A 13089-nucleotide genomic window follows, 5' to 3' on the forward strand; every position below is an offset into this window, starting at 1 on the left:
GCTCCTTCTCGTGCTTCTTGTATTGCATCGGATTCCTGATGAGTGACGCGCCTGCGAAAGCGTCCTGCCAGTTAGCGCCGCAACCGCAGCACCAGCGTGCCGAGCGGCGGCAGCACGAGCGCCGCCGATTGCGGCTTGCCGTGACTCTGCACCGGCTCGGTCGAAACGCTGCCCCCGTTGCCCATGTTCGATCCGCCGTAGACTTCGGCGTCGGTGTTGAGCGCTTCGTCCCACTGGCCCGGCTGCGGCATGCCGATCCGGTAGCCGTGGCGCGGCACCGGCGTGAAGTTGCAGATCACGACGACCTCGCGGCCCGCGCCGTCCACGCGTCGCCACGCGAGCACGCTGTTTTCTTGGTCATCGGCGACGAGCCATTCGAAGCCGCCCGGCTCCGTGTCCAGCACATGGAGCGCGCTTTCTTCGGCATAAAGCCGGTTGAGGTCGCGCACGAGCGTCTGCACGCCGCGATGCAGCGGGTCGTCGAGCAGATTCCAGTGCGGCGTGCCGTCGTGGTCGAATTCGGCCAGTTGCCCGAACTCGCCGCCCATGAACATCAGCTTCTTGCCCGGATGCCCCCACATGAAGCCGAAATACGCGCGCAGGTTGGCGAACTTCTGCCAGCGGTCGCCCGGCATCTTGCCGAGCAGCGAGCCCTTGCCATGCACGACCTCGTCATGCGAAAGCGGCAGCACGAAACGTTCGGAGTACGCATAGACCATCGCGAACGTCATCAGGTGATGGTGATAGCGCCGGTACACCGGGTCTTCGTGCATGAAGTGCAGCGTGTCGTGCATCCAGCCCATGTTCCACTTGAACTGGAAGCCCAGGCCGCCGTCCTCGGGACGCGCGGTGACGCCGGGCCATGCGGTCGATTCCTCGGCGATGGTGATGACGCCGGGGTGCTGCGGCACGTACTGCGTTTCGTGATTGAGGCGCTTGAGAAAGGCGATCGATTCGAGATTCTCGCGCCCGCCGTAGAGATTCGGCACCCATTCGCCCTGTGCGCGCGAGTAGTCGCGATAGAGCATCGAGGCCACGGCATCGACGCGCAGGCCGTCGACGTGATAGCGCATCAGCCACGCCAGGCCCGAGGCGATCAGGAACGCGCTCACCTCCTTGCGGCCGAGGTTGTAGATCATCGTGTTCCAGTCGGGGTGATAGCCCTCGCGTGGATCGGCGTGCTCGTACAGCGCCGTGCCGTCGAACTCGATCAGGCCATGCGCGTCGTTGGGGAAGTGCGCGGGCACCCAGTCGAGGATCACGCCAAGGCCTGCTTCGTGCGCGCGATCGACGAACGCGGCGAAGTCGAGCGGCGAGCCCAGCCGCGCCGTGGGCGCGAACTGCGAGAGCGGCTGATAACCCCATGATCCGCCGAACGGATGCTCGGCGATGGGCAACAATTCGATGTGCGTGAAGCCCATGCCCTGCGCGTAGGGAATCAGGCGCTCGGAGAGCGCGCGCCAGTCGGGCGAGGTTGCATCGGCGCCTTGCGTGGGCAGCCAGGACTGCGCATGCACTTCGTAGATCGACATGGCCGCGCGCGCGTTCTGGCGTTGCGCGCGCTCTTGTATCCACTCATGGTCGTGCCACGCGAAATGATCGAGCGCTTCGAGCGGCGCGACGATCGATGCCGTTGCGGGTGGCGCTTCGGTCTGGAATGCGCAGGGATCTGACTTGAGCGGCAACACGTTGCCGTGCGCGCCGAGGATCTCGTACTTGTAGCGCGCGCCCGCAGCCACGCGTGGAATGAACAGTTCCCACACGCCCGCCTCGAAACGCAGCCGCATCGGGTGGCGGCGTCCATCCCACGCGTTGAAGTCGCCCACCACCGACACGCGCCGCGCGTTCGGCGCCCACACGGCGAAGCGCACGCCCGGCACGCCGTTGCACACGACGGGACGCGCGCCCAGGCATTCGAGCACCGCGTAGGGATCGCCATCGGCGAGACGGCGCAAGGCATCTTCGGAAAGCTGCGGTCCAAAAATATAGGGATCCTCTATTTCCTGCTTCACACCATGCCAGTCGATTTCAAGCCGGTACGGCAGCGCTTCTGCGAGCGCTCCCGCGAACAGGCCCGCCGGATGCACTTGCGTGAGTTCCGCGAGCGTCTGGTCGCGCTCGCGCGCGAGCACGACCACGCGCGAGGCGTTCGGCAGCCACGCGCGTACATAGGGCGCGCCGTCGACCCAGTGCAGCCCGAGCACGGAGAACGGATCGGCATGACGCGCGTGGATCAGTGCGTCGATGTCGTGATGTTGCAGGCCGGCGTCCGGGGTGCGCTCAGGCATGTCCACTTCCTCCCGTATGCGTGTGTCCATGAGCCTGATTGGGGGTGACGCCGAGCACGCTGCTCGCGAGCGCGGCGAGACCCCGGATCGGCAAGGCGAGCCAGGACGGCCGGTTGGCGGCCTCGTAGCGGATCTCGTAGGCGGCTTTCTCGATCAGGAACAGGGCAAGTAGCGCCTGTTCGTGCTTCGCGCTCACGAGCGAGAGGGGTGCATTGGTGACAGCCGCCCGATACTGGCTCAGGAAGGTTTCGGCCGCATGGCCGCGAAAGCGCTCGAATAGCGTGCGCTTGCGATCGGCGATCTGCTGCGGCGCGCTTTCGGTGCTCGATTGCGCGGCTGCGCCCGCGTAGGACAGCGAGCGCAGCAGGCCCGCGACGTCGCGCAGCGAGCATTGCTTCGCGCGCCGGTAGTCGAGCGAGCGCGCCGGTTCCCCTTCGAAGTCGATCAGATAGGCGTCGCCTTGCGCGAGCAGCACCTGGCCCAGATGGAAGTCGCCATGAATGCGGATGCGCGCCGCCGCTGCATCCTCGGGCACGAGTTTTTCGACGGCCTTCACGAGCGCATCGCGGCGATCGATCAGGCTGCGCGCGAGTTCGCGGGCGTCGTCGTCGAGCGTATGCACGTCGTCGCGCACGTGCTGCGCGACGATATCGAGCGCTTCGATCAACATCTTCTTCGCGTCGGCGACCCACTGGCGCACGTCGTCGGGCGTGGCCGCTTCGGGCGCGAAAGCGGGGTCCTCGGTCGGCGAGGCGAGTACGGCATGCAACTCGCCCAACCGTTTGCCGATCGCACCGATCACCGCCGCGTAGTTCTTCATGACCTCTTCTTCATGGGCGGGATCGGAGCTTTCGCCGTCGTCGGCGGCCAGCGCCAGTTCGTCGATCGTGCGGCGCAGATAGTCGAGCGCCCATGCCCATGCGTCGCCTTGATTGTCGATAAAGCCTTGCAGGATCGCGAGCGTATGCGGCACGCCCTCGGGATCGACGCGTACGACTTCTCCATAGAGCGGCGCGGTGTTCGCATAGCCGAGCTTCGTCAGATAGCGGCTCATTTCCGCTTCGGGATGGACGCCCGCCATCAGGCGGCGCACCAGCTTGAGCACGAGCGCTTCGGCGATGATGAGCGAGCTGTTGCTCTGCTCGGCGGCAAGCCAACGTATTTCGGGTTCCTCACCGAGTTCCAGTTCGTCCAGACGATCGGTCGGCTCGAAGCGGATCGTGCTGCCTTGCACCGTCGGCACGGCGGCGCGTTCGTGGAGCTTGCGCAGCACGCCATAGGCGAACCACGGCAGCGCGAAGGCGTCCGTGAGATAGCCGATGGTGCGCCCGCGCCGCACGCGCGAGAGCGCAAGCTGGATGTGCAGCGGCGTGGTGGTGTCCGCGCCCCAGGTGATGGCGATCGGCAGCACGTAGCGCTCGCTTGTGCCATCCGCGAGTTCCGCTTCGATTTCGGTGAAAGCGAAGCCCGCGCCCTGGATCGTCGTGAGGGCGGCCAGTTTTACGCTGCGCAGCGGTTTGTTCTTCGAAGCAAACCAGCGGCGTCGCGACAGCCACGACGGCAGCACTTCGGATTCGAGCAACCGCACGTTTTCGGGCGTGGCGCCGGTCTGGCCTTCGCGGATCACGACCGTCACGAATTCGGGTAACTGCTCCGAAATCGGCTGGCTCCAGGAGGGCCGCTGATTGCCGGGGCAGAGCAGGAACCACAGGAATCCGTAGGGCGGAAACGTCAATAGATAGGGTAACTGACCAATGGGCGGGAATACCGAATCGGCGGTCATTTCCACGGGCGCGGTGCCCGCGAATTCAGACAGGTCGAGTTCGACCGCCTGCGGCGCGCGCGAGAGATTGGCCACGCAAAGGATCGACGGCTCGCCCGGCATCTCGCGCAGATACGCGAGGATCTTGCGATTGGCGGGCCGCAGGAAGCGGATCGTGCCGCGCCCGAAGGTCTGTTTCGCGCGCCGCGTGGCCAGCATGCGGCGCGTCCAGTTGAGCAGCGAATGCGGGTCGCGCGTCTGCGCCTCGACGTTGATCGCGTCGTAGCCGTAGAGCGAACCCATCAGCGGCGGCAGCACCAGTTGCTCGGGGTCGGCGCGCGAAAAGCCGCCGTTGCGGTCGGATGACCACTGCATCGGCGTGCGCACGCCGTCGCGGTCGCCCAGGTGGATGTTGTCGCCCATGCCGAGTTCATCGCCGTAATAGATCACCGGCGTGCCGGGCATCGACAGCAGCAGCGAATTGATCAGTTCGATGCGGCGGCGGTCGCGCTCCATGAGCGGCGCGAGGCGGCGGCGAATGCCCAGATTCAGGCGCGCGCGCCGGTCGCTCGCATAAGTGTTCCAGAGATAGTCGCGCTCGGAATCGGTGACCATCTCCAGCGTCAGTTCGTCGTGATTGCGCAGGAAAATCGCCCACTGGCAGCTATTCGGCAGATCCGGCGTCTGCTTCATGATGTCGATGATCGGAAAGCGGTCCTCGCTCGCGATCGCCATGTAAAGGCGCGGCATCAGCGGAAAGTGGAACGCCATATGGCATTCGTCTTCATTACCGAAGTACTCCTGCACATCTTCCGGCCATTGATTGGCTTCGGCCAGCAGCATGCGGTTGGGGTAATGCTCGTCGATGGTCGCGCGGATCTGCTTGAGGATCGCGTGCGTTTCGGGCAGGTTCTCGTTATTGGTGCCTTCGCGTTCGACGAGGTAAGGCACGGCGTCCAGCCGCAGCCCGTCGATGCCCATGTCGAGCCAGAAGCGCATGACTTGCAGCACTTCGCGCAGCACGGCGGGATTGTCGAAGTTGAGATCGGGCTGGTGCGAATAGAAACGATGCCAGTAGTAGGCGCCCGCGACGGGATCGTGCGTCCAGTTCGACGGCTCGGTGTCGATAAAGATGATGCGGGTGCCCTGATAACGCTGATCGGTGTCCGACCACACGTAGTAGTTGCGATGATTCGAGCCGGGCTTCGCGCGCCGCGCGCGCTGGAACCACGGATGCTGGTCCGACGTGTGATTGATGACGAGTTCGGTAATCACGCGCATGCCGCGCGCGTGCGCTTCCTGAATGAAGCGGCGCACGTCGGCGAGCTGGCCGTAATCGGGGTGCACGTTGCGGTAATCGGCAATGTCGTAGCCGTCGTCGCGGCGCGGCGACGGATAGAACGGCAGCAGCCAGATCGCCGTCACGCCCAGCGCTGCGATGTAATCGAGCTTGGCGAGCAGGCCCGGGAAATCGCCCACGCCGTCATTGTTCGCATCGAAGAACGACTTCACGTGTACCTGGTAGATCACGGCGTCCTTGTACCAGTGCGGATCGTCCGAAAGCAGCGAGGGCTTGCCGCGCTTTTGCGTGGCATGTCCTTCGTGACCTGCGTGGCTTTCGTCGGTCTGTGCGGTGGGGTCGTGCGTAACCGAGGGATCGCGTTTCATGTCGCTCCTCCGGGCGGGAAGTCGTCGCCCAGTTCGGGGTGGCTTTCGAGTTCGGCATCGTCGGTGTCGGGCGGCGGCGTTTCGCGCGGCAACCCGTCGATCGGCGCGATGCGCCAGATCGCGAACGGCTTCGTGTGCGGGTCGAGCCGCACGTGCTGCCAGCGGCCCTGCCATTCGAAGCGCTCGCGGGTCATTTCATCGACCACGGCCAGGCGCGCATGATCGTCGATCTGCCACTGCTGGAAGGTGGCCCAGGATAGTTCGATATCGGCGCCTTGCTCGTTCCACGCATCGAGATTGATGGCCACGACGATCACGTTGTCGCGCGCGGGCGTGGCCTTTTCGAAGCAGAGAATGCTGTCGTTGTGCGCGCTCAGGAAGGTCACGCCCAGATGGGTCTGCAACGCGGGATTGGCACGGCGCACGCGGTTGAGCGCGGCGATTTCCGCAATGATGTTGCCGGGCCGGTTCCAGTCCCACGCACGCAGCTGATACTTTTCGGAGTCCAGATATTCTTCGCTGTTGGGCAGTGGCCTCGCCTCGCACAGTTCGAAGCCGCTATACACGCCCCAAAGCCCCGAAAGCAGAGAGGCCAACGCCGCGCGTATCAGATGGATCGAGCGCGCGCCATTCTGCAGATAGCGCGGATTGATGTCCGGCGTGTTGACGAAGAAGTTGGGCCGATAGAAGTCGCGCACCTCGCTTTGCGTGAGCTCGGTGAGGTAGGCGATGAAGTCGCGCTTCGATTCGCGCCACGTGAAATACGTATAAGACTGCGAAAAGCCGAGCTTCGCCAGGCGGTACATCAGACGCGGGCGCGTGAAGGCTTCGGAGAGAAAGATCACGTCGGGATGGCGCGCGCGCACGTCGGCGATCATCCATTCCCAGAACGGCAGCGGCTTGGTGTGCGGATTATCGACGCGGAAGATGCGCACGCCCGTATCCGCCCAGAACAGGATCACGTCGCGCAGGGCGAGCCAGAGATCGGGCCTGGCATCGTGCGCGTAGAACTCGGGGTTCACGATGTCCTGATACTTCTTCGGCGGATTTTCCGCGTAGCGCAGCGTGCCGTCGGGACGCCACGCGAACCAGCCCGGATGCGCCTTGAGCCACGGATGGTCGGGCGAGCACTGGATCGCGAAATCGAGCGCGATTTCGAGTCCATGCGCGTGCGCCGCGTCGAGCATTCGGCAGAAGTCTTCGAGCGTGCCCAGTTGCGGATGCACGGCGGTGTGGCCGCCTTCGGCCGCGCCGATCGCGTAGGGGCTGCCCACGTCGCCGGGCTGCGCGCTCAGCGAGTTGTTGCGGCCCTTGCGGTTCGCAAGACCGATCGGATGGATCGGCGGGAAATACAGCACGTCGAAGCCCATGTCGCGCACGCGCGGCATCTTCGCGATCACGTCGTCCCAGGTGCCGTGCCGCGTTTCGTCGTCGCTCATCGAGCGCGGGAAGATCTCGTACCAGCTCGCGAAACGCGCGGCAGGACGCTCGGCGTCCACGCGCTGCACGGTCGTATCGCGCGAGAGGAAGGGCCGATGATGCGCGGCGCGCACGGCGGCGGCGGTCGTGGGCGCCGATAGCAGCGCGCAGCGCGTATCCGTATCCGCGCCGATGAAGCGCCTGACGATGTCGTCGAGCGCGGCGCGATTCTGCGCGTGTTCCTCGCCGGGCACGTCCGACGTTTCCGCTGTGGCCAGCACGAGTGCCAGCAGGCGGCTCGCTTCTTCAAGTTCGAGATGGACCGGCTGATTGGCCGCGCGCTTTTTCTGCAGATGATCGACGAGCGAGGCGAAATCGTCGCGCCACGCGATCACCACGAATTCGTAGCGGCCCACACGATCGAGCGGGAAATGACCGCTCCACATGTCGGTGCCGGCGGGCGGCACGGGCGACATGGGCGCTTCGTGCCAGGCGGTTTCGTCGGCGGCGCGCCAGAGAATCGCGCCGTCGATGCGGTCGTGCCCTTCGGCGAAGAGTGCGGCGCGTACCTCGCAGCGTTCGCCGACGATGCGCTTAGCCACGAAGCGCCCGCGATCGACCGACGGCGTCACGCTTTCGATAGCGATGCGCGGCGCGGCGATGGCTTCCAGCACACTCCTGTGGCCGCTGGTGGGCGACTTCGCCAGATCCTCGGGCGGCGCGAGCGAAACGAGCGGGCTGGCGAGCGCGCGGAACAGCCAGCATGCGCCGGCGGGCAGCGTGAAGCTGTCGGGCACCGCGCTCGCGTCGTGCTGCTCGGTCAGGCGCGCGCCGCGCAAGGTTTGCGCGTCGAGCGGCGTGAAGCGCGTGAAATTGCCGGGCACGCCGTCGAGCAGATGCGCCATGTTCACGCGCACCGGCGCGGCCAGCGCGGGATTGACGAGCGTGAGCAGGGCTTCTTCGGCGACCCGCAGATCGGCGCGGTCGCCGCGCAGCACGGCGGCCACGGGCGCGCCCGCGCCGTTGAGCGCGCGCAGCTCGCCATTGGTCTGCAGGATGAAGGTCTCGCGCTGCAAGGCGTTGGCGTGCGCGATGTCGGCGCAGAAGTCGAACGGCGCTTGCGTTTTCAGCTGCTCCCAGGAATGGATGGCGGCAGGCGCATCGCGGCCGCCGTGGCCGGTCGCGTCGTGCAGGCCGTATTCGAAACCCATCGGCACGAGCCAGCCGGTGCCGAGCGCCGCCGCCGTGCGCAGCATGCGCCGGTAGGCGCGCTCGACGGCGCGCGCATCGGCGGCGCCTTCGAGGTCGTGAGCGAGCCGCGTGCCGTAGGGCGCCTCGGGAAACGTGACAGGCGAGCCTACGCGCCGCACGACGGCGTGTTCCTCGATCATCCAGTGCTCGGAAAAATCCCACCAGCGCAGCGAGGTGAAAGCGGCGTCGAAACCCGCGTCTTCCAGCCTGGCGATCTCGGCGCGCGCGAGGCCCGGCGTGGCCGCGAGCCAGCGCGTGGGCGCGTGGCTCGCCCGCACCGCGTCGAAAATGGCGCGCAGCACGCCCGCGGGCACACGATGCGGCGAGTCGATGCGAAAGCCCCCGAGGCCCGCATCGACCAGACGCGTCGCGAGCTGCGTCCACCACACGGCGAGCGCCGCGCCCGCGCGGTCGAAATCCGCATAGGCGACGTTGGCGTCCAGATGGCCGTGGCGCGGGTCGAGGCGGGCATCTTCAGGCTCGAATGGTCGAAACCATTCGGGATGTTCGGCATACAGCGCGCCGTCCGCCGCCGTGCGGTCGAGCGTGAGGTCCGCGAGCAGCGTAATGCCGCGCGAGCGCGCGGCGTCGGCGAGCAGGCGCAACGCGTCGTCCACGCGTTCCTGCGAGCCGAAAGCGGGGTGCAAGCGGGTGTGATCGGCGATGATGCGGTCGTCGCCTGAAGCGCCAGGCGCGAACAGGCCGCCGATCAGGACATGGTCGAAGCCGAGCGACGCGGCGTGCGCGAATTGCGCGGGCCACGCGTCTAGCGGCCCAGCGAGGACGGAATGGACGAAGTAGATCCGCGGCGCATAGGCGTGGGGAAGTTCCATCGGTCGGATTCCAGGTACGTCGGGCGGCGTGGATGCAAGGCCGATGGGTCACCGGATGCGATCACGTTGCCCGTGGGCTGCCGGAGCGGGCCGCGCGGGCTCGCGGCGCGTCCTGTTCAGAGTAGTGCAAGAGCAGGCCGGAACCAAACCGCGAGTGACGCGTAGCGTCTTGGCAAGGGATTCAGCAAGGCATGTGCCCAGGGCGGGCGGACTGGTGGGCTTGCGTACGGGCGTGCCGTCTGGGGCGGTGTCGTGGCGGGCGCGCTTTATGTCGCCGGAACTTCGGCCGCGCGATATTTGCAAAGACCGTGTGCAAAAACGGCGCGGCGATGATGTTTCAGTTGCCGACCATGCTCGCGGCGATGTTCACGCACAGCCCGAGCACCGAAACATTGAAATAGAACGACAGGATCGATTGGGCGAGCACGCTGCGGCGCGCGCCGCGCCCGCGCATGCCGACGTCGGCGGTCTGCGAGGCGCAGGCGATCGTAAACGAGAAGTACAGGAAATCCCAGTAGTTGGGCGTGAGGTGCTTGTCGGGAAAGACGAGCGCGGGCGCCTGGGGATCGGAGCCGTAGTAGACGCGCGCATAGTGCAGCGTGAAGATGGTCGGAATCAGGAACCACGCGCCGATCAGCGTCATGCCGGTGAGCAGCGAGTGCAGCACCTTCGAGGCCGTGCCCAGATCCTTCGTGGTGCCCAGTTCCAGCACGATCGCGACGATGCTCGCAACCGTCGCCGCGCACACCATGAACAGCACGGTGCTCGCGCTCTGGTCCTCGCGCTGGGCGTTGGCGCGCACGCTCTCTTCGTCGGTGCGCGCCATGTGTATCCAGATCAGCACGAGGTAGGTCCAGATCGCGGCGTCCCAGCCGAGCAGCACGCGCGCCACGGGCCGCATGGCCGCCGGCACGAGCGCGCCGAGCACGATCCCCACCGCGATGCCGATCGTCATATGCGGACGGTTGCGCAGGACTTGCGGAAGAAGTTTCATCGCTTCGAATTGCCTTGTGGGAGGGGGTTAGCACGCGAATTGTTGCGACGATTTTAGTCGGGCCGCCGATGCGGCGTTATTTTACGGATCGCGCCTTACGGTTTGTCGAACGGCGCACATCGGTGGCCTCATTCAAGGCGTGTGAAACGTCGTCTGAAAAGTCCGTGCAAAAGCGGGAATGCGCGCATACGCTGCGCGCGCACAGGGCTATCATGAAGCGATGACGCCCACTCTTGTTCCTGAAGTTGTGCATCACGCGGCCAATGCGGCCGGTCGCGATTTTGTGATCGGCGACCTGCATGGCTGCGTGGACCCCTTGCGCTATCTGCTCCACAAGGTAGCGTTCGACGGGACGCGCGACCGGCTGTTTTCGGTGGGCGATCTCGTCGATCGCGGCGACCAGTGCGAGCAGGCGCTGGCGCTGCTCGACAAGCCGTGGTTCTACCCCGTCCTCGGCAATCACGAGGATTCGCTGTGCGCCGTCGTCGATGGGCGGCTTGCGCGGCATCGCTGGTACGGTATTGGCGGAGGCTGGTCGCAGGCGCTGCCGGAGCGCTCGCTCGCGGCGCACGCAAAGCGCCTGCGCGAACTGCCGCTCGTGCGCACCGTCGGCGAGGGCGCCGCGCGCTTCAATGTGCTGCATGCGGAGTTTTTCGGCGATGACGTCGAACTCGACGCCGGCCAGTTCGACACCGCCGTGCGCGAGCGCATGCTATGGGGGCGCGAACTCGCCCTCAGCGCAGGCGCGCCGCCGCACCGCGCGCTTTCGCTCACTTACTGCGGACACACGCCGGTGCGCGAGTTGCGCCAGATCGGCTCGCAGATGTTTATCGATACCGGCGCGTTTATTCCCGAAGGCCGCCTGACGCTGGTTGAGGCGATGACGCCGCGGCATTGGTCGATCTCCGTGCAGGCCGCGCGCGCGATGGGCGCGGCGGACATGGCGCTGCCCTGACGGGCCGATTGTATTCGCGACTCAGGGCGTCGCTGATGGCCGATGCGGGTTGGGTATAATCGCCGCCCGGTTCGTGCGGGACAACAAAGGCTCATCGACGGAGGCGCGGCGTGCGGGCAGTGGTAGTGATGATCGCGGCAGGGTGGTTCGCGACGGCGACGGCATGGGCAGCCGCGCCAACGGCGGCACATGCCGCGAAGGCGCAGAGTTCAGCGCATAAAAAAGCTCACGTCGCTAAAACGGCGCGGCATAAAGCGCACAAGAAGGGCGCGAGGCCAGCCGCTGCGCGTGGTGTGAAAGCGCAGAAGGCGGCGAAGCACGATGCAGTCACGCCATCGAACCACCATTCCAGCGCGAAATCTCACATGCCGCGCACAGCACGTCAGGCGAGCGAGCACAAGCCCGCCAAACCGGCCGCCGTGCGTGTGGCGCCGCGCCACAAACTCATGGTCGACGCGCCTGCGGCGCCTTCCTCGCCCGCCGTGTCGGCCAAGCGCATGAACCCGCAGCCGCAGGCACTTCCGCCCATCCTCAGTTGATGCGCGGCTGATTCACCGGGTTCAGGCGCTGCCAAGACTCGATGCGAGCAACTGCAGCGTCGCCGCCGAACGCGGCTCGCGCACGCGCGAGTGGAGCGTGACGCGGGACACCGGCAAGGGCGGCAGCCCGTACTTCGCCCCGACATCGACGAGCGTGCGCGGCGCTACCCGCCGCGCGAGCGCCGACACTGCCAGCCCGGCCTCCAGCGCCGCGCCGACCGCCGCCACGCCGCCGCCCACGAACACCTCATTCCACGCCATCCCCGCCGCATCGAGCGCGCCGATCGCCGCCGTGCGCACCGCGCAAGGGCCGGGCAGCAGCGCGAGCGGCAGCGGCGTGCCGGGCGACCACTGCAATTCGGGCGAGGCGAGCCAGACCAGCGGCTCGTCGAACAGCAGGCGTGCATCGCCGCGCGGTGGCTCATCGGCTTCCTGACGCACGATCGCAGCGTCCAGCCGCCGCTCGTCAAACTGCGCGAGCAATTGCGCCGACAAACCCAGATGCAGGGCGATCACCAGACCCGGATCGTGCGCGCGCAGCAGCGCCAGCTGGCGCGCGAGCTGGGCATCCGCGACGTGTTCGCTCAGCCCCAGCGTGAGCCGTCTCGAATCGCCCGTCAGCGCGCCGAGCGCGCGCTCGTGCGCACCCAGCAATTCGCGCGCTGCGCCAAGAAAGGTCAATCCGTCTTGGGAAAGCCGCACGACGCGCGGCGTGCGTTCGAGCAACTGCCGCCCGAGGTGCGTTTCGAGGCGCTTGAGCTTGAGGCTGACGGCCGATTGCGTCGTGCCGAGCGCGTCGGCCGCGCGCGTGAAGCTGTGCAGTTCGGCGACCAGCACGAAGGCGCGCACGGCGTCCAGGTCGAGTGGCTTCATTTCCATCGTAAATAAATGAAATATTGATTGATATCTGTTTATTATGATAGACGCGGACTAAGCTGATGTCATGTTCAATCAACCCGATGGAGCCAGACATGCCTCTCACCCGAATCGCCGTTCGCGCCGGCAAACCCGCAACGTATCGCAAGGCCCTGATGCAAGGCGTGCACCGCGCGCTCATCGAAGTGTTCAAGGTGCCCGAAGACGACCAGTTCATGATCGTCACCGAACATGACGCGGATAACTTTGTCTTCGGCCGGCACTATCTGGGTATCGACCGTAGCGACGATCTTGTGATCATCCAGATCGCCGCGAACAATACGCGCGGCCAGGATCAGAAGAAGGCGCTGTTCGCGCAGATCGCGGACAACCTCGCGCAGGAGCCGGGTGTCAGGCGCGAGGATGTGTTCGTGAATCTTGTGGATGTCGCGAGGGAGAACTGGTCGTTCGGCAATGGGGTGGCGCAGTATGCGACGTAAACAATCGTGTGTGGTCACGCGAGGC

At 66.1% G+C, this 13089-nt stretch carries 8 protein-coding genes; 3 read left to right on the forward strand and 5 right to left on the reverse strand.

Annotation, left to right across the window (positions count from 1 at the left end; genetic code table 11):
- Positions 1 to 71 precede the first annotated feature (71 nt).
- The 4 genes from glgB to B0G62_RS05990 form a co-directional block, all read right to left on the reverse strand.
- On the reverse strand, positions 72 to 2288 hold the full coding sequence (gene glgB / locus B0G62_RS05975; protein ID WP_103703255.1) for a 1,4-alpha-glucan branching protein GlgB: 2217 nt from the start codon (positions 2286 to 2288) through the stop codon (positions 72 to 74).
- Positions 2281 to 5718, reverse strand: a complete 3438-nt coding sequence (treS, locus tag B0G62_RS05980) for a maltose alpha-D-glucosyltransferase (protein WP_103703256.1) — start codon at positions 5716 to 5718, stop codon at positions 2281 to 2283. The genes glgB and treS overlap by 8 nt, the downstream gene beginning before the upstream one ends.
- Positions 5715 to 9221, reverse strand: coding sequence for a maltotransferase domain-containing protein (locus tag B0G62_RS05985; protein WP_103703257.1), 3507 nt, complete (start codon positions 9219 to 9221; stop codon positions 5715 to 5717). Before B0G62_RS05985 ends, treS begins: the two co-directional genes overlap by 4 nt.
- Positions 9222 to 9558: 337 nt before the next feature.
- Positions 9559 to 10215, reverse strand: a complete 657-nt coding sequence (locus B0G62_RS05990; RefSeq protein WP_103703258.1) for a DUF1345 domain-containing protein — start codon at positions 10213 to 10215, stop codon at positions 9559 to 9561.
- A gap of 220 nt (positions 10216 to 10435) precedes the next feature.
- Here B0G62_RS05990 and B0G62_RS05995 point away from each other — a divergent pair, with 220 nt between their 5' ends.
- Together B0G62_RS05995 and B0G62_RS31555 are read left to right on the forward strand one after the other, a co-directional pair.
- A complete protein-coding gene (locus B0G62_RS05995; protein ID WP_103703643.1) occupies positions 10436 to 11170 on the forward strand; it encodes a metallophosphoesterase in 735 nt (244 codons plus the stop codon).
- A 365-nt stretch (positions 11171 to 11535) separates the two neighbouring features.
- Positions 11536 to 11709 (forward strand): hypothetical protein, encoded by a 174-nt coding sequence (locus B0G62_RS31555; RefSeq protein ID WP_167401190.1) that lies wholly within the window; start codon positions 11536 to 11538, stop codon positions 11707 to 11709.
- A 21-nt stretch (positions 11710 to 11730) separates the two neighbouring features.
- Here the strand turns inward: B0G62_RS31555 and B0G62_RS06005 are convergent, their stop codons facing one another.
- On the reverse strand, positions 11731 to 12582 hold the full coding sequence (locus B0G62_RS06005) for a LysR family transcriptional regulator (protein ID WP_103703260.1): 852 nt from the start codon (positions 12580 to 12582) through the stop codon (positions 11731 to 11733).
- A 98-nt stretch (positions 12583 to 12680) separates the two neighbouring features.
- Between B0G62_RS06005 and B0G62_RS06010 the strand changes: the two genes are divergently transcribed.
- Positions 12681 to 13064 (forward strand): tautomerase family protein, encoded by a 384-nt coding sequence (locus tag B0G62_RS06010; RefSeq protein WP_103703261.1) that lies wholly within the window; start codon positions 12681 to 12683, stop codon positions 13062 to 13064.
- Positions 13065 to 13089: the final 25 nt, after the last annotated feature.

The organism is Paraburkholderia eburnea (assembly GCF_002917095.1).
Classification (GTDB): Bacteria; Pseudomonadota; Gammaproteobacteria; order Burkholderiales; family Burkholderiaceae; genus Paraburkholderia; species Paraburkholderia eburnea.

Coding starts and splice junctions, on each gene's coding strand:
- glgB (WP_103703255.1), bottom strand. CDS start 2,288: ATGCCTGAGCGCACCCCGGACGCCGGCCTGCAACATCACGACATCGAC.
- treS (WP_103703256.1), bottom strand. CDS start 5,718: ATGAAACGCGATCCCTCGGTTACGCACGACCCCACCGCACAGACCGAC.
- B0G62_RS05985 (WP_103703257.1), bottom strand. CDS start 9,221: ATGGAACTTCCCCACGCCTATGCGCCGCGGATCTACTTCGTCCATTCC.
- B0G62_RS05990 (WP_103703258.1), bottom strand. CDS start 10,215: ATGAAACTTCTTCCGCAAGTCCTGCGCAACCGTCCGCATATGACGATC.
- B0G62_RS05995 (WP_103703643.1), top strand. CDS start 10,436: ATGACGCCCACTCTTGTTCCTGAAGTTGTGCATCACGCGGCCAATGCG.
- B0G62_RS31555 (WP_167401190.1), top strand. CDS start 11,536: ATGCCGCGCACAGCACGTCAGGCGAGCGAGCACAAGCCCGCCAAACCG.
- B0G62_RS06005 (WP_103703260.1), bottom strand. CDS start 12,582: ATGAAGCCACTCGACCTGGACGCCGTGCGCGCCTTCGTGCTGGTCGCC.
- B0G62_RS06010 (WP_103703261.1), top strand. CDS start 12,681: ATGCCTCTCACCCGAATCGCCGTTCGCGCCGGCAAACCCGCAACGTAT.